The following is a 19,187-nucleotide window of genomic DNA, read 5'->3' on the forward strand; positions in this document are numbered from 1 at the left end:
ACCCGCCGCTGTCCCGTCCGTCACGACACCCACCTCCCACACCCCACGTCATCGAACACAAAAACGAACACGCGAGGGGTGTGGGCGGTGGATCATGAGTGTGACGGAGCACGACAGCTTGCGAGCGGAGCACGACAGCTTGCGAGCGAGTGGCCGGTGACTCTCTGTACGGTGGCTCGGAGGAGCTGTCCTGTCCCCGCGATGTGTAGGCAGTCCGGCTCTTCTGTAGGCGGGTGCGTCAGTGTCCCGGTATGTGTAGGCGGGCTTCGCAGATGTCAGCTCGAAAGCCCGGGCTGTTGTGACAGCGGCGGATAGGAGTACACGTTCATGCCGAGAGGGCTGACGGTGGAGGTCGCGGCAGGAACCCGGCAGGCCGTTGTCACGAACTACGCTGACATCCCCTTCCAACAGTCCAGGGAGTAGCGTGCCGCCGTCCTTCGCCCACCGGATAACCAAGTACAACCCCGCCGACCGCGACGAACGTGGGCACTACAACGGCGCTGAGGACACGGTGAGCGACCACGGGCCGGTCGAAGCCGCCTACTTGGAGGCGATCGCCGCCTTCGCGCAGGAGTCGGGCATTGACCGGCTGGAGATCCGTGAACCGGAGGTCACCGGCTTCGTTAACTTCGGCCTAGAGGCGCCGGTTGACGGACAGGGCCTCGCTGGGCTGTTCCCGCCCGACCTCACCGGCTACTACGACGGTGCCGAAGTCTCAGTGCCGGTCGCGCTGGAGCTGGTCCGGGCCATGCTCCGTGACCAGGGCGCCTGGTGCCGGCTGGAGCAGCAGGACACGTTCACCGTGCACGTCGGGTGGGATCAGTACGTGTACGTCGGCAGCGGCCAGCCCTGTGAAGCAGCCGTCGCCCGGACCCGCGAGCTCGGCCTGTTCGCGGAACCGATCACGGCGTCGCCCTACGCCGCGGACCTTGAGGAACCAGAGGTGACACAGGCTGCGGACGAGGAGTTCTGGGAACGAGTACGCGCAGAACTGGCCGCACCGCAGATGCTCCTCCTGGAGGAGACCTACCTCCGCAACGCCACCCGCTGGCACCGTCTCACCGAGAACAGCCTCGATACCGTCCGCGCCGTGCTCGGCCCACGCGCGCTCCTGACCGTCTGGCCCGACCTCACCCCTGATGTCGATGCGGTCCTTGCCGCGCTGCCCGAGGACGAATCCGTGGACTTCGTCTGGGAGGCACCGAACGGAACGATCCGCCACGTGACCGTCGACGAGACCCACCACCAACAGCTCACCACTTTGGTGGCAGGCGCGAGGGCGGCCTGCTCCCTGCCCCTGGCCCTCGACGAACGCCACCCACTGTTCCACGTTGCTCTACCTGACAGTGACGGCGTGCTGCGCGCCAGGTGGTGACCTGCACCTCCATGTCCTGTCTCCGCGGTCGGCCCAACGCTGCTGCCTGGCTCCGCGAGTGATCCATCACCGTAACTACAGTTGAGCGGGACATTGGCGGCCACCCTCCAGTACCAATCATCTGCAGGCATCGCAGATCAGAACCTTGTCCTGACCACAGTCATCTGGAACAGAACGGGAGCGAATCACTGAACGAACCGTCACAGGTGAGCACGTGGCGTGGTTCGTCGATGAGTCCCGGAGATGGCCCGACGCCCTGTGGGAATCCATGACGACGGACCTGACCCGACTGGTGTCCTGGGAGAGTGTGGCAGTGAGCGACAGCAGAAAGTCCTCGCCCCAGGAGATCGCCGACATCCTCCGTGAGCGGATCCGTGGCGGCGAGCTCGAGGCAGGTGAGCGTCTGCCCACCCAGGCGGAACTCACCGAGGAGTTCGGCATGGAGCCCAGTACCGTCCGCCAGGTGGCTTTATCAGTGAGTCCTGACACCGGTTGTCGATCGGCGGAGACACCGCCCAGTGTTGGCGGAGAGTGATATCGCTGAGTTTTGACACCACTTGGGCTCTTGCGGTGGGACTCTGGGAGTGCTCTGCGTGGTGAGGGGGCGCCGGCGCCACCGAAGTCCAAAGTCGGTCTGTACGCGGCGATCCGCCGTGATGCCCGGGCAGGCTACGACGGCCGCAAGGAAGTCGCCCGGCACGAGCGACTGATCGCCAAGGGCCAGTCCCGTCTAGAACTGGACCACTACCTGGAGGCCCTGGTCCGCAAGCCCGGTGCCTTCCCCGGCGCGACCGCGCTGGAACAGGCCCGCTCCGCAGGCAAGTTCACCCCCGTCCCACGACGCGTGGTGGGCGGCGGCCTGCAAGGCCCACGGCGACCGGGACGGCACCCGCGCCCTGATCGAGGTCTTGCTGCTGGGCCGGCATCTTCACCACGAGTACCTGGTGACCGGGCTCGCCGTCGCCCTGCGGGCCGGCGCCCTGACCGCGGACGCGGTCGCACTGGAAGCCCGCAAAGCCGCCGAAGCCGACGAGGCACCGCCCGCCACGACTGATCCGGAGCCGGACCGGGCGAGTGTGACGTTCCTGACCGAACGGCGGCTGGCCCACCTGCCGCCCGACAACCGGCCGCTGCCGTCCGTCGCGGCCTACGACCAGCTGCTGCGACCGCGGCAGCGGCCGGACCGTTCCGCCGTCGAGGGAGACAGGCCATGACGACGTTCAAACGCCACCGCGGACTGACTGAACAGGCAGCCGACGCTGCCGTCGACCAGGCATGCCGCATGCTGCGGCTGCCCACCATTCGGGCCCAGTTCCCCGAGCTGGCCGAAGCAGCAGCCCGTGACCAAATGTCGTATCGCGGCTCCCTCGCCGAACTGCTGATGTCCGAATGCGACGACCGGGCCCGCCGCCGCTCGGAGCGACGGATCAAGGCCGCCGCCTTCCCTCGCGAGAAATCAATGCGGGCCTTCGACTTCGAGGCGAACCCCAACGTGGATCCGGCGGTCATCCACACCCTGGCGACCTGCGAGTGGGTCAAGAAGGGCCTGCCGCTCTGCCTGATCGGCGACTCCGGCACCGGCAAGTCACACCTGCTGATCGCGCTGGGCACCGAAGCCGCCATGGCCGGCTACCGGGTCCGCTACACACTCGCGACCAAGCTCGTCAAAGCTCAGCAGCCCTTCGACGCGCTGGTTGTTGATGGACTGCCGGTCGTACAGAGCACTTCGCTTACCGGGACAGGAGAACCTCCACTCTGTTCCGGCCCGCTGGGCGACCTCGGCCGGGTCCGCACCCGCGCACAGCCAGGTCTCGGCCTTCCCAAGGAGGACGAGCTGTCCGGCCGGGGCGAGTCCTGGTATGCGACCTGCGACCGGTAGTTCTTCCGCGACCGCGACATCGTGATCGGCGGCGGCGACACGGCCTTTGAAGAGGTCACCTTCCCACCCGGTTCGCCGCTCGGTCACCGTCGTTCCGCCCTGCGCGTCTCCAAGGCCATGCAGAAACGCGCCTTCGCTGACGGCGAGAGCTCCTTCGCGTTCGACAGCAAGATCAAGGAGAAGGGCAGCATGCTCGCAGGGGTTGTGCTCCGCAACGTCCGCACCGGCACGACTCGCGACCTGGGCGTGTCCGGCCTGTTCCTCGCCATCGGCCACGACCCGCGCACCGAACTCTTCAAGGACCAAGCTGGACCTAGGTTTCTTCTAGACGCTCCGGAAAAAGGCGCCTGACCTGCCCGCAGACTCAGGAAACGGAAGTTCCGTGGTCGACGCGGAGACGGCCGACTGCCGGGGCCCGTTCATGACGGGCTGACCGGAAGCCGGCAACCGGCCAGACCGCGCCGGCGTACAGTCAGCCCCTCCGCGATTGCGCGGAGCACTACCGCAGCGGGAGCCTCGGGAGCGCTCAGCACCAGTGGCGTACCGGCGTCGCCCGCCTCGCCCAGGAGGGGGTCCATCGGCACCTGGCCCAGCAGAGGGATTTCCGTGCCCAGCGCGAGGGACAGCGAGTCGGCGACCGTTTGGCCGCCGCCGGAACCGAAGAGCCGCGTCGTCGAACCGTCCGGCAGCCGCAGCCAGGACATGTTCTCCACCACCCCGGCCACACGCTGACCGGTCTGCAGGCTGACGGCCCCGGCTCGCTCGGCCACCTCCGCCGCGGCCGCCTGCGGTGTCGTCACCACGAGGATCTCGGATTCGGGGAGCAACTGGGCAAGGGAGATGGGGATGTCGCCGGTTCCGGGTGGCAGGTCGAGCAGGAGCACGTCGAGATCTCCCCAGTACACCTCGCCGAGGAACTGTTGCAGCGCGCGGTGCAGCAGCGGGCCGCGCCACATCACCGGCGCGTTGCCCGACGTGAACATCCCGACGGAGATCACCTTCACACCGTTCGCCCTCGGCGGCATGATCATCTTTTCGACGCGGGTGGGGCCGGCCATCACCCCCAGCATGCGCGGCACCGAGTGGCCGTAGATGTCGGCGTCAAGCACGCCGACCGACAGCCCGCGGGAGGCCATCGCGGCGGCCAGGTTGACCGTGACACTCGATTTCCCGACTCCGCCCTTTCCGGACGCGACGCAGTACACCCGGGTCAGTGAACCGGGCCGGGCGAAGGGGATCACCGGCTCGTCCGTATCACCCCGCAGGCTCCTGCGCAGTTCGGTGCGTTGCTCGTCGCTCATCACGTCTAGTTCGATGCGCACCTCGTGCACGCCGGGCAGCGCGGACACGGCGGCGGTGGCGTCCGCAGTGATCTTCTCGCGCAACGGGCAGCCAGAGACGGTCAGGTAGATGCCGACCAGCACCGTGCCGTCGGCGCCCACCGTGATCTCCTTGACCATCCCGAGGTCGGTGATGGGCCGCTGGATCTCCGGGTCGAGGACCTTGGACAGCGCCTTGCGGACCGTGTCCATGGCCGGGGCTGCGTGCTCGTGGGTCTGTGCGGTTGTCACAGGCGGGGCTCCGAATCCGTGGGGCGCTGGGTGTGAGGGCGAAGGGAGAAGCGGCGCGGCGTCAGCCGGCGACGGACCAGGTGTCCTTGCCTGCGAGCAGGGACTGGAGGTCGGCGGGTGTGGTGCTCCTGGCCTGTTCGATCTGGGCGCGGACCTGGTCGTCGTAGACCGGGCGGCTGACCGAGCGGAAGACACCGGTGACGGTGTGCGCGAGATTCTGGGAGCACAGCCGCGACAGGGCGAAGGCGTGGGCGGGGTCCTCCAAGGTGGCGTCGTGCACCACGAGCGCCTCCTCCCCTACGTCCGAGACTTTCGCCGTCTCCAGCCCTCCGGAACCGGTGCGGACCACGCCGTATTCTTTGTCGGCGCCGAAGCGCAGCGGTTGGCCGTGGCGCAGTGAGATGAGGCGCCGCTCCTTCTCGCCGGGTTGTCGAAGTACCTCGAAGGCGCCGTCGTTGAAGATCGGGCAGTTCTGGTAGATCTCCACGAGCGCGGTGCCCCTGTGTTCGGCGGCTGCCGTGAGCACGTCGGTCAGTCCCGCGCGGTCCGAGTCGAGGACGCGGGCGACGAAGGTGGCACCGGCTCCCAGTGCCAGTGAGACCGGGTCGAAGGGGGCATCGACCGAGCCCATGGGGGTGGATTTGGTGACCTTGCCGGTCTCCGAGGTCGGCGAGTACTGGCCTTTGGTGAGTCCGTAGATGCGGTTGTTGAGCAGCAGGATCTTCAGGTTCACGTTGCGCCGCAGGGTGTGGATCAGGTGGTTGCCGCCGATCGACAGGGCGTCTCCGTCACCGGTGACCACCCACACCGACAGATCGGGACGGGCGACTGCCAGGCCGGTGGCGATGGCCGGGGCGCGGCCATGGATGGAGTGCATCCCGTAGGTGTTCATGTAGTACGGGAAGCGGGAGGAGCAGCCGATGCCGGAGATGAACACGGTGTTCTCCCGCCTCAGCCCCAGCCGGGGCATGAAGCCCTGCACAGCGGCCAGGACCGCGTAGTCACCGCAGCCGGGGCACCAGCGCACCTCCTGGTCGGACTTGAAGTCCTTCGGCGACAGCTTCGTCTCGGACTGGGGCACCAGTGCCTGCCCGCCGAGGCCCGGCAGGCCGAGGTCGATGGTGGTCATGTCCGGACTCCTTCGATCACATCGGTGAACACGCCCTGGAGTTCTTCCGCGCCGAACGGAAGCCCGGCGACCTTCGTGTACGAGACGGCGTCGACCAGGTACTTGGCGCGCAGCAGCAGCGCGAGCTGGCCGAGGTTCAACTCCGGGACGACGACGCGCCGGTAGCGGGAGAGCGCCTCGCCGAGGTTGGCGGGCAGGGGGTTGAGGTGGCGCAGATGCAGGTGGGCGACGGGGTGTCCGGTCCGGCGGACTCGGCGTGCCGCGGCTCCGATCGGTCCGTACGACGAGCCCCAGCCCACCACCAGGACCTCGGCCCGGCCGGACGGGTCGTCCGGCACGGCGTCGGGCACGGTGATTCCGTCGATCTTGGCCTGCCGCAGTCGCACCATGCGGTCGTGGTTGTCGGCGTCGTAGGAGATGTCGCCCGTGCCGTCGGCCTTCTCCAGGCCGCCGATGCGGTGTTCGAGTCCGGGGGTGCCGGGCACCGCCCAGGGGCGGGCGAGGGTGTGCGGGTCGCGTAGGTAGCCCCAGAAGCCGCCGGATCCGTCGGCTGCGTTGGGTTCGGTGGTGAACTCGACGCTCAGGTCGGGCAGCTCGGAGGCGTCCGGGACGAGCCAGGGCTCGGAGCCGTTGGCGATGTGGCCGTCGGACAGCAGCAGCACCGGTGTCCGGTAGGTGAGTGCGATCCGGGCCGCGTCGAGCATCGTGTCGAAGCAGTCCGCCGGGGTGGCCGGCGCGAGGACCGGCACCGGGGATTCGCCGTTACGTCCGAACATGGCCTGCAGCAGGTCCGCCTGCTCCGTCTTGGTGGGCAGGCCGGTGGACGGCCCACCGCGTTGTACGTCGATCACCAGCAGCGGCAGCTCGGTCATCACAGCCAGACCGATCGTCTCGCTCTTGAGGGCGAGACCGGGACCGGACGTGGTGGTCACGCCCAGGGCCCCGCCGTACGAGGCCCCCAGCGCGGCCCCGACGGCAGCGATCTCGTCCTCCGCCTGCACCGTGGTCACGCCGAAGTTCTTGTGCCGGGACAACTCGTGCAGGATGTCGCTGGCCGGGGTGATCGGGTAGCTGCCGAGGAGCACCGGCAGCCCGGACCTGGCCCCGGCCGCGACGATCCCGTACGCCAGGGCGGTGTTGCCGGTGATCTGCCGGTAGGTGCCCGGAGTGAGCGCCGTCGCGGGGGCGACCTCGAACGTCACGGCGAACGACTCGGTGGTCTCGCCGTAGTTCCAGCCGGCTCGGAAGGCGAGGATGTTCGCCTCGGCGATCTCGGGCTTGCACGCGAACTTCTGCCGAAGGAACCGCTCGGTCCCTGCGGTCGGACGGTGGTACATCCACGACAGCAGGCCCAGGGCGAACATGTTCTTCGCCCGTTCCGCGTCCTTCTTACTCAGGCCGGTGTCCGCCAGTGCGCCCCGGGTCAGTGTGGTCATGGCCACCGGGTGGACCTGGAAGGAAGTCAGCGTGCCGTCCTCCAGCGGATCGGCAGCACAGCCCGCCCTGGTCAGATTGCGTGGGGTGAACTCGTCGGTGTTCACGATCACCGTGCCGCCCGGCGGCAGGTCGGCGAGGTTGGCCTTCAACGCGGCCGGGTTCATCGCCACCAGCACATCAGGCCGGTCTCCGGCGGTGAGGATGTCGTAGTCTGCGAAGTGCACCTGGAAGGACGAGACTCCGGCGATGCTCCCCTGGGGGGCGCGGATCTCGGCGGGGAAGCTGGGCAGCGTGGCCAGGTCGTTGCCGAAGGCCGCGGCCGCCGAGGTGAACCGGTCGCCGGTGAGCTGCATACCGTCTCCGGAGTCACCGGCGAACCGGATGACAACCCGCTCAAGCCGCTCGGTCCGTTCGGTGCGGTCGGTCCCGGCGAGGCCGGCGTCCGTGCCGCTCATGGCGCCACGTAACTCTGGACGAAGGGCGTGTCGACACCGATCGGGCCGAGGTCCGCGGCACCGCCGGGCGAGCCCAGCGGCTCGGCACGCCCGGGCAGCGGTTCGGAGAAGAAGCGCGCGTTCTCCGTGACGAACGGCGCGTCCTCGGGGGCGAGTTCCTCGACCGTGGCGATGGCCTCGACCGGACAGACGGGTTCGCAGGCGCTGCAGTCGATGCACTCGTCGGGGTTGATGTAGGCCATGCGCTCCCCGACGTATATGCAGTCCACCGGGCACTCGTCGACACAGGCGCGGTCCATTACGTCGACGCACGCGGCCCCGATGACGAAGGTCATGATGAGGTGACTCCTTTGGTGTGGGGTCGAATTCGGTGTGGGGTCGAACGACCTGCAGCGGTTCGGGCGACAGGGAGTTCAGGCGCCTTCGGCGGACAGTTCGGCGGGCGCGGCGTCGCCGAGCGAGGCGAGGATCTCGTAGCGGCGACGGGCGAATTCGGGTTCGAACTGGGCTCCCGGGCGCCGCGGCGCGGGGACGTCGACGATCTCGCGTACGACGGCGGGGCGGGGGCTGAGCAGGACGACCCGGTCGCCCAGCAGCAGGGCCTCGTCGACGTCATGGGTGACGAAGAGGATCGTGGTCCCGTATTGCTGCCAGACCGAGATCAGCAGTCGCTGCATCTCCGAGCGGGTCTGGGCGTCCAGGGCGCCGAACGGCTCGTCCATCAGCATCACCCGGGGGCGGGTGGCCAGCGTCCGGGCGAGCTGTACACGTTGCCGCATACCGCCCGACAACTGGCCCGGCAGGTGGTCGAAGAAGCCCTCCAGGCCAACTTGGGCCAGGAGTTCCTCGGCTTCCTGTCGCCTTTGCCGCCGGGGCACGCCGCGCAGTTTGAGGGCGTACTCGACATTGCGGGCGGCCGAACGCCAGGGCAGCAGAGCGTCCTCCTGGAAGACCATCGCGCAGGCCGTGTCGGCCCCACCCGCCGGTTTGCCGTCGACCTCCGCGCGCCCGGCGGTGGGTGTGAGCAGTCCCGCCAGGGCCCGCAGAATGGTCGACTTCCCGCATCCGGACGGCCCGAGCAGGATGACGATCTCTCCGGGCCGCACTTCAAGATCGACCTCGGCGGTCGGCATGTCGCCGAAGGCGAGCTTCAGTCCTTCCAGCCGGACCCGCGCTCCGGCGTTCATCGGGCGTTCCTCGGCAGCCAGCGGTTGACGCGGGACCCTAGTCGCTCCACCAGCCAAGCCGTTCCCCAGCCCAGGATGCCGATGGAGAGCATTCCGACGATCACACCGGAGTAGTCGAGTAGGCCGTAGGACTGCCAGGTGTAGTAGCCGATGCCGAATTGACCGGAGATCATCTCGGCGCTGATGACGCAGATCCAGGCCACGCCCATGGAGACGGACAGCCCGGAGAATATGCCGGGCATCGCTCCGGGAAGCACCACGTGCGCCAGTACCGAGAGCCGGCGGGCGCCCATCGTCCGGGCGGCCTCCTCCCAGACCTTGGGCAGGGTCTTCATGGCGTGGATGGTGCTCACCGCCACCGGGAAGAACGCGGCGAAGAAGGTGATGAAGACGATGCCCTGCTCGCCGGTCGGGAAGATGAGGATCGCCAGCGGGACCAGGGCGATCGCCGGGATCGGCCGGGCCACCTCGATCAGCGGCCTGACCAGCGCCTGAACGACCCGGGAGCGCCCGATCGCCATGCCGATGGCCACCCCGCTCACCGCGGCGAGCCCGAAGCCGAGCAGGATGCGGCGCAGACTGGCAAGCAGGTCCTGGTAGTAGCTGCCGGACTTCAGTTGCCCCTTGAGGGTGTCGTACACGTCGGCTGGGCCGGGCACCTTGTCGAAGCGCAGCCACAGGACGACGTCGTTGGCCGTGAGCAGGTACCAGATCAGCAGCGCGGCGGCCAGGGGCAGCGCTGCCCGCGCTCCGGAAGCCAGTCGGCGCGGCCAGGCTCCGAGCGCCGTGAGCGGGCGGAGGCCCGCCCGCACCCCGGGCCGTGGTCGCGGGGTGACGGCGATCGGTTCACCGGTGGGTGTCAGGGACTGCTGGGAGACGGGAGTCGTTGTCATACGTCCTCTTTCCTGCGATACCTGCTCAGCTCTGCGATAGGTGCGGGTCCATGGCTCGGCTACGGCTCACGAAGCAGCCTCAAGCGCCGCCTCGTAGCCGAGCTTTCGGGCGTCGGAGTGGTCCGCCAGATAGGAGTCGGCGTCCGCGGTCACCGCGAACGGCAGCAGGCGGGAATTAGCGGCCCGGTCGGGGTCGAGCACCCAGGTCGCGGCGGATGCGAACATCCGGGTCCCGTTCTTCGCGTCCGGTACGTAGGCGGCTCGTACGCCCCCGTCGTGGGCGACGATCTGCCGCAGCAGGCAGGTGGGAGTCGCCGCGACCCTGGTCGACTTCTGACCGCTGAACCACACTTCCGAGGCGGTACGCGGATCCTTGACGGGCTCGTGACAGACCGGGTCCCGGCCGCTGAGCGTGTTCGGGGACGCGGTGCTCTTGCTGGCGGCGTCGTACGAGGCGCCGTAGATCTTGCGGAGGTAGCTGTCGTTGACGAACTTGTCGAGGTCCAGGTTCTTGACCGAGCCGAGGTCCTTGAGGAAGGGCAGGTCCTTGGAGAGCGCGTCGGCCAGTTGGGGTTTGATGGTCGGGTCGAAGGTCACCAGGCCGTTCGGTCCGTTGTAGAGGTAGACCACCTCGGGTTCGATTCCCGTGGCCTTGGCGACCTGCTGGGCGGCGGCCAGCGGGTTCTTGTTGAGGTAGTCCGCCGTGGCGCGGACCGATTCCAGGAAGGCCCGCATCACTTCGGGGTGGTCGTCGGCGTACGCCTTGCGGGAGACGACGGCGTGGAAGGTCGGAACGCCGTTGGACCCGCCGTCGTAGAGCAGCCTGCCCTGCTTGCGGAACACCATGAGCTGCGGCCAGGGCACGAACTGGGACAGTGCGGCGACCTGTTTGCCCTGGAGCGCAGAGGCGCCGACCGCCGGCTCCTGGTTGAGCAGCTTGACGTCGTCCGGGCTCAGCCCGTTCTTGCGCAGGGCGTTCACGAGCATTCCGTGTGCGGCCGAACCGACACTGGTGGACACCACCTTGCCGCGCAGATCGGTCAGCTTCTGTGCCGGAGAGTCCTTCGGCACGACGACCTCATTGAGCGATCCGCGCAGGTTGTAGCCGGTGACGGCGACCAGTTCCGAACTAGCGTCGGGGAACTCGGCGGTCTTCGAACCGTTGACGAGGACGGGGTAGTCGCCCATGGAGCCGATGTCCACCTTGCCGGCGATCATCTGGGCGGTCAGCGGCGGCCCCGAGGGGAAGTCCTGCCAGACGACCTTGTAGTGCACTCCGGAAGTCTTGCCGATGGCATTCAGCCTGCGCTCGAAGGTGCCGCGCTGGCGCAGCAAGGTGCCCGCGGTGACGGTGTTGATGGTCTTGGATTGGAAGCCGATGTTGACCACCACGGTCGAGGACCCGGCCGAGGTGCCGGTACCGCAGGCACTGGCGCCGAGCCCCAGCACGGCGAGTACGCCGAGCAACGGCCGACGGCGGGACCGCTTCAGGAGCAAGGGCCGTGGGACGGGGTGCGGAAAGGGATACATGTCAGGCTCCAGTCACCGCAGCAGGAAGGGGATGTCGACCGTGACGGCGTCGACCGGGCACCGGGCCGCGCAGGGACCGCAGTACCAGCACTCGTCGACGTGCATGTACGCCTTGCCGGTCTCGGGGTGGATGGCCAGTGAGTCGAGCGGGCACATGTCCACGCAGAGGGTGCAGCCGTCGATGCACTTGGATTCGTCGATGGTGACCGGTACGTCGACCCGGTTGGATGCGTGCGCCATCAGTGGTCTCCTTCAGCCTGTCGCGGTGTCGGTGGTCGGGGATTCGGTGAGGTCCGCACAAGCGTCGGACAGGCCCATGCGGGCAAAGGCGCGGACATCGGCGTCCACGTCGGCGACGGCTGCCTCAAGTGCGGCCCGGACCTCCGGGCGCCCCGCGGTCAGGCCCCCGAGGGCACGCACGGCGGCCTTGCGTACGTCGAGGTTGGTGTCCCTCGTCGCGGTGATCAGCGGAGCGACCACCTGCTGGGGATCCGCCACCGCCAGCGCGGCCGCCGCCCCTTGCCGGATCTGCCATGCCGGGTCGGTCAGAGCCGTGCGGGCCAAGTCCGCCGCCTGCTCGGTGCAGCCGGTGTGGGCCATGGCGGACAGGGCCGCGGCCCGGACCAGGACGTCGGAGTCCTCGGCGAGGCGGATCAGGGTGGCGACGCCGCGGGGGTCTCCGACGGCGGCCAGCCCTCGGGCCACGGCGAGACGTACCGCGGCGGCCGGGTCACCGGCAGCGTCCGCCAGCGCGTCCAGTGCGTCCAGTGAGACGAGCCCGAGCACGGTCTCGCAGCGCACGGCCTCGTCCGGGTCGGTGAGCAGCGCGGTCAACTCGTCGACCGTGCACAGCCGGTGACGCCACAGGGCGACCACCGCGGCGGACCGGACATCGGCGTCGGGGTGCTCGCACGCCTCGCGCAGCGACCGTGTGAATCTCTCGCCGGACACCAGCACTTCGCGCAGCTCGCTGAGCAGTTCGATGGCGGCGCAGCGAACCGACTCGTCCGGGTCCAGAAGAGCCGCGGCGAAGACCGCCGACGGCTCCTCCCAGGATTCCGCGGCCTCACTGAGCACGGTCAGCGCGGTGCGGCGCACGTCGGGGTCGGCGTCGGTGAGGAACTCCGCCAGTTCCTCGGTGGTGGGCGCTTCGTCCACGAGTTCGAGGAGCGCCAGGATGCGGTGGGGGCCGCCCTGCGTGGGCGTGCTGCCGGTCATCCCCACACCGCCGCCAGGTCGGCGCCGGTCGGGGCGGGCACGTCCGGAACCCCGTCCGGGCGGGTGAATCCGGGCACCGGCACGATGTACGGCGCCACCGGCCGGGTCAGTGTCTCCATCTCGCCCGTCTCCCCCGCGCCCGCCGCGCGGCTCTTGCGCAGGTTGAGATGACGGAACCAGTTCGCGTCGTCCTGCTCGGGCCAGTCGGCGCGCTGGTGGTAGAGGCCCCAGCGGCTTTCCGTACGGGCCAGTGAGGCGCGCGCGGCCATCTCGGCGCAGTCGCGGATGAAGGTGACCTCGGCGCAGCGCATCAGCTCGTGCGGGGTGCGGGCCCCCATGCCGGCGATCTCGCGGCTCATCCGCCCGAACGCCTCCAGGCCGAGGGTCAGATAGCGGTCGGTCTTGGGCGGCTGGAGGTAGTCGTTGACAAAGCGGCGGAGCTTGTACTCCACCTGCGGCTGGGGCGGCCCGTCCGGGTGGGACAGGGGCCGGTAGATCAGTTCGTGTGCCGCCGTGATCTGGTCCTCGGGCAGGGCGGGGCGGCCAGCAGAGGCGGCGAAGCCGCTGGCGTGTTCGCCGGCGATGTCTCCGTAGACGAAGGCGCCGATCATGTAGTTGTGCGGTACGCAGGCCATGTCTCCGGCGGCGTACAGGCCCGGCACGGTGGTGGCGGCGTGCTCGTCGACCCATACGCCCGAGGCGGAGTGGCCGCTGCACAGTCCGATCTCAGAGACGTGCATCTCGATGTCGCGGGTGCGGTAGTCGTGACCGCGACCTTCGTGGAAGGTGCCGCGGGTGGGCCGCTCGGTGGTGTGCAGGATGCCCTCGATCTGGTTGATCGTGGTGTTCGGCAGATGGCTGAGCTTGAGGTAGATGGGACCTCGGGCGCTGTCCAGTTCGCGCTTGACCTCGGCCATCATGTGGCCGGACCAGTAGTCGCAGTCGACGAAGCGGTTGCCGTCGGCGTTGACCGTGTAGCCCCCGAAGGGGTTGGCGACGTAGGCGCAGGCCGGCCCGTTGTAGTCCTTGATGAGCGGGTTGATCTGGAAGCACTCGATGCCGGACAGTTCCGCGCCCGCGTGGTACGCCATCGCGTAGCCGTCTCCGGCGTTGGTGGGGTTTTCGTACGTGCCGTACAGATAGCCGCTGGCCGGAAGGCCCAGGCGCCCGCAAGCCCCGGCGGCCAGGATCACCGCGCCGGCCGAGATGGTGACGAACTCCCCTGACCGGGTGTCGAAGCCCACCGCGCCGACCGCCCGGCCGTCCACGGTGAGGACCCGCACCGGCATGATCCGGTTCTCGATCGTGACCCGGGAGCGCACCTGGCGGGCGCGCAGCGTACGGTACAGGACCTTCTTGACGTCGCGGCCCTCCGGCATCGGCAACACATAGCTGCCCGAGCGGTGCACCTTGCGCACGGCGTACTCGTTGTGTTCGTCCTTCTCGAACTTGACGCCGTAGCCCTCCAGCCGCTGCACCATGCCGAAGCCGCGGGTGGCGGTCTCGTAGATGGTGCGCTGGTTGACGATGCCGTCGTTGGCGAGGGTGATGTCGGCGACGTAGTCCTCGGGGGTCGCCTTGCCCGGAACGACGGCGTTGTTCACCCCGTCCATGCCCATGGCCAGAGCGCCGGAGTGACGTACGTGTGCTTTTTCCAGCAGGAGGACGTCCGCGCCGTTCGCTGCCGCGGTGAGGGCCGCCATGGTGCCGGCGGTGCCCCCGCCGACGATGAGGACGTCGCAGGTGAACTCGCGGCGTTGAGAATGGGGTGGGATCTGCACGAAGGTCAGCCCCTTTCGGTGGAAGGGTGGTTCAGCAGCGGGTCGGGGGTGCGGTGGAGCCAGCCGGCCAGGGACATCCGGTCGCCGCGGAATCGGACGAACTCGAGATCGATCGGCCGGCCCGCGTTGGTGTAGGTCAGCCGTTCGAGAAACAGCAGGGGAAAGCCGTCCGCCACGCGCAGCAGGTCGGCGACCGTGCGGTCGGCGGCGATCGCCTCTATCGACAGTGCGGCGGCGCCGAGGGGCAGGCCCAGTTCGCCTTCGAGCAGCTCGAAGACGTCGTGTCGCGCCAGGTCCATCTCCAGCAGGGGCCTGCCGATGTCCGCGGGAAGGTAACTGGCGTCCAGCGACAGGGGCTGCCCGTCGAGCAGCCGCACCCGCTCCAGGGCGACCACTTCGGTGCCCGGGGCGAGTTCGAGACGCTCGGCGACGGTGGGTGTGGCGGGCACGGTGTCCGCCAGCAGTACCTGGTTGACCACGCGGTCGCAGCCGGTGTCGAAGCTCTCCGCGAGTCCGCGCAGCCGGTCCAGTCCCTGTACGGCCTTTCCCGACACGACGAACGTTCCGACGCCGGGAATCCGGTCGACCAGGCCCTCCATGCGCAGCAGCGCGAGGACGTCCCGGACGACGTTGCGGCTGGCTCCCAGTTCCGCGGCCAGCTCCGCCTCGGAGGGCAACGGCCGGGTTCCGTATACGCCGGTGAGAATGCGGGTGCGCAACACATCTCGAATGCGCCGTACCGGTGCGACACGGCTACCTGAACCTCTGCCACCTGCGACGATCCCTGTCATGGCCGGAATGCTGCGGATGCGGTGTTACGCCGACCGATTGCCGGAATTACGCACTGGTTACGCCAACCTCATGACTGCCAACGCTCTCCTGACCTGGGAGAACAGCCATGGGCGAGCCGGTAGCGCCAGGGCTGTGGGCGCAGGGAGAGCTTGCGGGCACCCGCTGGGCAGGGGTTCCGGTGCGTGGCGGACGGTCGCCTGCGGGCCACCCGTCTATCTGCGGGCGGCCAGGGTCAGCAGCGTAGCCGCCGGCCCCACCGGGGGCGTCTCCCGCAGCCAGACGGCCCGGAACCGCCGCCGCAGCAGGGCGGGTTCCTCCAGCGGCACGCTGATCAGCCGCCGATCGTCGAGTTCGGCCGATACGGCGAGACGGCTCAGCACCGCAGGGGCGTCACCCGTGGACACGGCCGACTTGATCGCGGTGGTGGAACCCAGTTCCGCGGCGGGCGGCGCGGGTTGCTCGTCGATCTCCTGCTGGACCGGGATCCGTCCGGCGCCACCTCCCGAAATCGTGGCGGGAGGGGTCCGGACGGAAGGCACAGGAGGAGCGGGACCGTCGAGTGCGGGCGGGCGGAGAGTCGTTCCCGCGGAACGGCGAAGGATTTCCCATACCGCGTCGCGCGTGCCCGAGCCCTGTTCGCGCACGATCAAAGGAGTGGCCGCCAGTGTCCGCAGCGGCAGCGGCTGTCTGCGCCTGGCCCACGGGTGCCCCGGAGCGACCACCACGACCAGTTCGTCCTCGGCGATGGTGCGGCTGCGGAGTCCGTCCGGCGCGTGCGGGCCCTCGACGAAACCGAGGTCCGCCTCACGGCCGCGCACCATGTCGGCGACCTGCGACGAATTGCCGACCCGCAGGGCGACCTTGGCCTCGGGGAGCCGGGTGCGCAGGGCCATCAGCCACCCCGGCACCCGGTGATCCGCGATGGTCATCGACGCGGCGATCCGCAAGCGTCCCTGCTGATCCGCGTGGAGCGCCGCAACGCCACTGACCAGCGCCCGGGCCGCATCGAGCACTGGCCGCGCCCAGTCCACGACGGCGATCCCGGCCGGGGTGAGGCGTGACCCGGTGGGGCCGCGTTCGAGCAGTACCAGCCGCAACTGCCGTTCCAGCGCTGAGATGCGCATGCTCGCCGCCGGCTGGCTCATCCCATGCCGCGCGGCGGCCCGACCGAGACTGCCGGTCTGGGCTACGGAGACCAGCAGGTCCAGCACTTTCAGCTCCGGTGTCCCCGGCGGAAGGCCCATCAGCACCGCTTATGACCTCCTCTGGAACAGGTCTCTACCGGAGACCGGCGGGACCCGGCGATCGTGCAGATGCAACTCACCAACAGGGATGCAAGAAGGGAGAGGTCATGGAATCGTCCCATGCCCTGCCGGTCAAGCCGCTGCCACGCGTGCTCGCCGGTACCAGGCGCGCCGGGCGCGCGTCGGGTGCTGTACTTCCGGGACTGGCGGTGGCGGTGGCAGTCGCGCTGCCGGCCGCCTGGCTGGGCCGCCTCGTCCCGACCGTGGGCGGCCCGGTGTTCGGGATCGTGGTGGGTGCTCTGGCCGGAGCCCTGCTCAGACGGAGGGCCCCCCACACAACGGCCGAGCGTCTGCGCCCCGGGTTCACGGTCGCAGGCAGACAGGTCCTGCAGGCGTCCATCATCGTGCTCGGGACCGGGCTTTCGCTGAGTGACGTGTTGCGCGTCGGAGTGGGATCACTGCCGGTCATGCTGGGCACGCTGGCCGTGGCGCTGCTGGGCGCCTGGGCCGTCGGCGGACTGCTGGGTGTCCACCCTGAGACCGGGCTGCTCATCGGAGTCGGCACGGGCGTCTGCGGAGCCTCGGCGATCGCCGCCGTGACCGCCGCAGTCGGCGCCGCCGAGGCCCGTGTCGCATACGCCCTCGGCACCATCCTCACCTTCAACATCGCCGCCGTTGTCCTGTTTCCTCCGATCGGCCACCTGCTCGGCATGTCGCAGGAGGCGTTCGGCCTGTGGAGCGGCACCGCGATCAACGACACGTCCTCGGTCGTAGCCACCTCCTACAGCTACGGGACCGAGGCCGGGCAGTACGCGGTGGTGGTCAAACTGACCCGCAGTCTCATGATCGTGCCGATCTGTGTGGCCCTGGTGCTGTGGCGATCCTTCGGGCGGCGAGCCCGGGACGCCAGGCAGGACGAGAGCGCGGGCAGGCGGATCTGGCGCGCGTTTCCCGTGTTCATCGTCGGATTCCTGCTCGCGTCAGCCGCCGCCACATATGACGCCATCCCGGCTTCGTGGGAGTCGGCACTGCCCGTGATCAGCACGTTCCTGATCACCCTGGCCCTGTCGGGGATCGGTCTGGCGCTGAAATTCTCCAAGCTTCGCGAGGCGGGTCCGCGGCCACTCCTGCTGGGCGCGATCCTCTGGGCCGCCATCGGCGCGACCAGCGTCGGTCTCCAGTCGATCAACGGCCGGCTCTGAGCCCAGCACGGACCGGGGCCGCCTGCTGACGACACCCCTCAGACGCCCACCGAACCGTGACCTCATGCCGACCCAGCAAACCGTTAACCGCGCGCTGTCCGCAGCACGGGCGCCGGTCGAGCACGGCGTCGCACGACTGAAGTCGTGGCGGATCTTCCGCAGGTCCCGGTACAGCCCGAATCGAATGACGTCAATCGCTGCAGCCGTCCTCACCCTGGAGCGGCAACGCTGAAAGACCTCACTGATCCAGGCCGGTGGGTGAGTCCCGCCCATCTTGACCGGTAGCCACCGACTGTCGGCGTGCGCTGAACGGCTGGGTAGGGTCGCGGTACCCGAGCTGGAGAGGTAGATGCATGGCCCACGAGATTGTGATCGCGCAGACGACCAGTGACAACGAGGATCAGGCGAAGGCGCTGGCTCGGGGTGCGGTCGAGAGCAAGCTGGCAGCGGGCGTTCACATCGATGCGCCTATCACCGCCTTCTACTGGTGGAAGGGGAAGGTCGAGACGGCGCAGGAGTGGCGGATCTCGTACATGACTTCAACGGACCGTCTCCCGGCACTGGAGGCGTGGCTGCACGAGAAGCATCCGTATGACGTCCCCCAGTGGGTCACGCTGCCCGTGACCGGAGGATCGGAGGCGTACCTGTCCTGGGTGGTCGAGGAGACTCACCCGCAGTAGGGCGCGCCACCCGGCGCCTCGCCGTCACGAAGCCTGCTCGCCGGGATGGCTCACGAAGCGAACGCCAGCAAGTGGCCGGCCAGGTCGCGCTCCATGTCGGGGAGCCAGGCAGCGATGCTCTGCGCCCGCTGACGTCCCATGGTGTTCGGCTTTGACTCCGCCGCTGCGGCGAACTGGCGCGCGACGTAGACCCCACGCTCTAGTCGCCGCCGCGCAGAAGCGCCGACGCCAGGTCCCCGAGGACCACAACCCCGGAGTCAGGCAGTTCCTTACCGAGGCGCTCGACCGCGGAGTCGGCTGTGACCGTCAGTTCTTGGCGCTTGAGTTCGCCGTATACCGAAAGCGCCAGCGAGTCCATCCGGTACGGCGTCACAAAGCGGACCCACGCCTGCTCGCTCGCGTGATTCGCGAAGTCATACGCGAATCACGCCTGCTCCAGGGCCCGAAGAGCGCCGGCATCGTCCCCTGATTGAGCCGCTTCCTCCGCGTACCGTCCCAATGCCCACGCCGCAGCGGTCGCGTTGCCATGCCCCCGCACATCCTGAGCCGCTTGTGACAGCATCTCCAGCGCCTTACCCGGGGTAGCGGCACCGTAGCTCGCGTAGCCAAGCGCCAGGGCGCGCAGGGGCGGGTGCCCGGCCTCCTTTGCGCACTCCGAGGTCACCCGGTAATAGGCAGCAGCCTTGTCGTGTTCCCCCAGGTCCCAGGCGACCCAGGTCACGTCCGCGGGAGTGGTGTATTGACGGCCACTCGGTGATCTCTTCTTTGAGGCTAGGCGGTGAGTTCGGTCGGGACGATGGTCTCGTCGGTTTGT

Annotated in this window: 17 protein-coding genes and 3 pseudogenes; 8 read left to right on the top strand and 12 right to left on the bottom strand. The window is 68.9% G+C overall.

Annotated features, from left to right (window positions below; genetic code table 11):
- Nucleotides 1-424 precede the first annotated feature (424 nt).
- The 5 genes from ADK57_RS05210 (at nt 425) to ADK57_RS05230 (ending at nt 3,605) form a co-directional block, all read left to right on the top strand.
- Complete coding sequence (locus ADK57_RS05210; protein ID WP_053748146.1) at nt 425-1,375, top strand: hypothetical protein; 951 nt, start codon at nt 425-427, stop codon at nt 1,373-1,375.
- A 313-nt stretch (nt 1,376-1,688) separates the two neighbouring features.
- Nucleotides 1,689-1,910, top strand: coding sequence for a GntR family transcriptional regulator (locus ADK57_RS05215; RefSeq protein WP_420711841.1), 222 nt, complete (start codon nt 1,689-1,691; stop codon nt 1,908-1,910).
- A gap of 238 nt (nt 1,911-2,148) precedes the next feature.
- Complete coding sequence (locus ADK57_RS05220) at nt 2,149-2,589, top strand: hypothetical protein (RefSeq protein WP_234389967.1); 441 nt, start codon at nt 2,149-2,151, stop codon at nt 2,587-2,589.
- Nucleotides 2,586-3,254, top strand: coding sequence for an ATP-binding protein (locus tag ADK57_RS05225; protein WP_324612176.1), 669 nt, complete (start codon nt 2,586-2,588; stop codon nt 3,252-3,254). Before ADK57_RS05220 ends, ADK57_RS05225 begins: the two co-directional genes overlap by 4 nt.
- A 21-nt stretch (nt 3,255-3,275) precedes the next feature.
- Complete coding sequence (locus ADK57_RS05230) at nt 3,276-3,605, top strand: hypothetical protein (RefSeq protein ID WP_053748148.1); 330 nt, start codon at nt 3,276-3,278, stop codon at nt 3,603-3,605.
- Between the two features lie 68 nt (nt 3,606-3,673).
- Here ADK57_RS05230 and ADK57_RS05235 read toward each other — a convergent pair whose 3' ends face one another.
- From ADK57_RS05235 to ADK57_RS05285, 11 genes and pseudogenes are all read right to left on the bottom strand, one after another.
- Nucleotides 3,674-4,786: an Mrp/NBP35 family ATP-binding protein gene (locus tag ADK57_RS05235; RefSeq protein WP_053748149.1), complete on the bottom strand. Its 1,113-nt coding sequence runs from the start codon at nt 4,784-4,786 to the stop codon at nt 3,674-3,676.
- Nucleotides 4,787-4,886: 100 nt separating this feature from the next.
- A complete protein-coding gene (locus tag ADK57_RS05240; protein WP_053748150.1) occupies nt 4,887-5,954 on the bottom strand; it encodes a 2-oxoacid:ferredoxin oxidoreductase subunit beta in 1,068 nt (355 codons plus the stop codon).
- Nucleotides 5,951-7,846: a 2-oxoacid:acceptor oxidoreductase subunit alpha gene (locus ADK57_RS05245; RefSeq protein WP_053748151.1), complete on the bottom strand. Its 1,896-nt coding sequence runs from the start codon at nt 7,844-7,846 to the stop codon at nt 5,951-5,953. The genes ADK57_RS05240 and ADK57_RS05245 overlap by 4 nt, the downstream gene beginning before the upstream one ends.
- Complete coding sequence (gene fdxA / locus ADK57_RS05250) at nt 7,843-8,181, bottom strand: ferredoxin (protein WP_053748152.1); 339 nt, start codon at nt 8,179-8,181, stop codon at nt 7,843-7,845. Before fdxA ends, ADK57_RS05245 begins: the two co-directional genes overlap by 4 nt.
- A 78-nt stretch (nt 8,182-8,259) precedes the next feature.
- Nucleotides 8,260-9,033, bottom strand: coding sequence for an ABC transporter ATP-binding protein (locus ADK57_RS05255; protein ID WP_053748153.1), 774 nt, complete (start codon nt 9,031-9,033; stop codon nt 8,260-8,262).
- The gene (locus tag ADK57_RS05260; RefSeq protein WP_078972959.1) at nt 9,030-9,926 is read right to left on the bottom strand and encodes an ABC transporter permease; all 897 of its coding nucleotides are present in this window, start codon (nt 9,924-9,926) and stop codon (nt 9,030-9,032) included. The genes ADK57_RS05255 and ADK57_RS05260 overlap by 4 nt, the downstream gene beginning before the upstream one ends.
- A 66-nt stretch (nt 9,927-9,992) precedes the next feature.
- Nucleotides 9,993-11,456, bottom strand: a complete 1,464-nt coding sequence (locus tag ADK57_RS05265; RefSeq protein WP_078972960.1) for an ABC transporter substrate-binding protein — start codon at nt 11,454-11,456, stop codon at nt 9,993-9,995.
- Nucleotides 11,457-11,468: 12 nt separating this feature from the next.
- Nucleotides 11,469-11,696, bottom strand: coding sequence for a 4Fe-4S dicluster domain-containing protein (locus tag ADK57_RS05270; protein WP_053748154.1), 228 nt, complete (start codon nt 11,694-11,696; stop codon nt 11,469-11,471).
- Nucleotides 11,697-11,708: 12 nt separating this feature from the next.
- Nucleotides 11,709-14,455: pseudogene (locus ADK57_RS52375) on the bottom strand (fumarate reductase/succinate dehydrogenase flavoprotein subunit).
- 5 nt (nt 14,456-14,460) lie between these two features.
- Nucleotides 14,461-15,246, bottom strand: coding sequence for a GntR family transcriptional regulator (locus tag ADK57_RS05280; RefSeq protein ID WP_053748155.1), 786 nt, complete (start codon nt 15,244-15,246; stop codon nt 14,461-14,463).
- A 213-nt stretch (nt 15,247-15,459) separates the two neighbouring features.
- Nucleotides 15,460-16,491 carry a LysR family transcriptional regulator gene (locus ADK57_RS05285; RefSeq protein ID WP_053748159.1) on the bottom strand — a complete coding sequence of 344 codons (1,032 nt, stop codon included), beginning with the start codon at nt 16,489-16,491 and terminating at the stop codon, nt 15,460-15,462.
- Between the two features lie 107 nt (nt 16,492-16,598).
- Between ADK57_RS05285 and ADK57_RS05290 the strand changes: the two genes are divergently transcribed.
- The 3 genes and pseudogenes from ADK57_RS05290 (at nt 16,599) to cutA (ending at nt 18,373) form a co-directional block, all read left to right on the top strand.
- A complete protein-coding gene (locus tag ADK57_RS05290; protein WP_078972961.1) occupies nt 16,599-17,693 on the top strand; it encodes a YeiH family protein in 1,095 nt (364 codons plus the stop codon).
- A gap of 16 nt (nt 17,694-17,709) precedes the next feature.
- A pseudogene (locus tag ADK57_RS46900) lies at nt 17,710-17,925 on the top strand (transposase family protein); the annotation flags it as partial.
- A gap of 121 nt (nt 17,926-18,046) precedes the next feature.
- Entirely contained in the window at nt 18,047-18,373 is a 327-nt protein-coding gene (cutA, locus tag ADK57_RS05295) for a divalent-cation tolerance protein CutA (protein ID WP_053748156.1), read from the top strand.
- A 50-nt stretch (nt 18,374-18,423) separates the two neighbouring features.
- Here cutA and ADK57_RS05300 read toward each other — a convergent pair.
- Nucleotides 18,424-19,106, bottom strand: a pseudogene (locus tag ADK57_RS05300) (transcriptional regulator); the annotation flags it as partial.
- Nucleotides 19,107-19,187 lie beyond the last annotated feature (81 nt).

It is taken from the genome of Streptomyces sp. MMG1533, assembly GCF_001279775.1.
Taxonomy (GTDB): Bacteria; Actinomycetota; Actinomycetes; order Streptomycetales; family Streptomycetaceae; genus Streptomyces.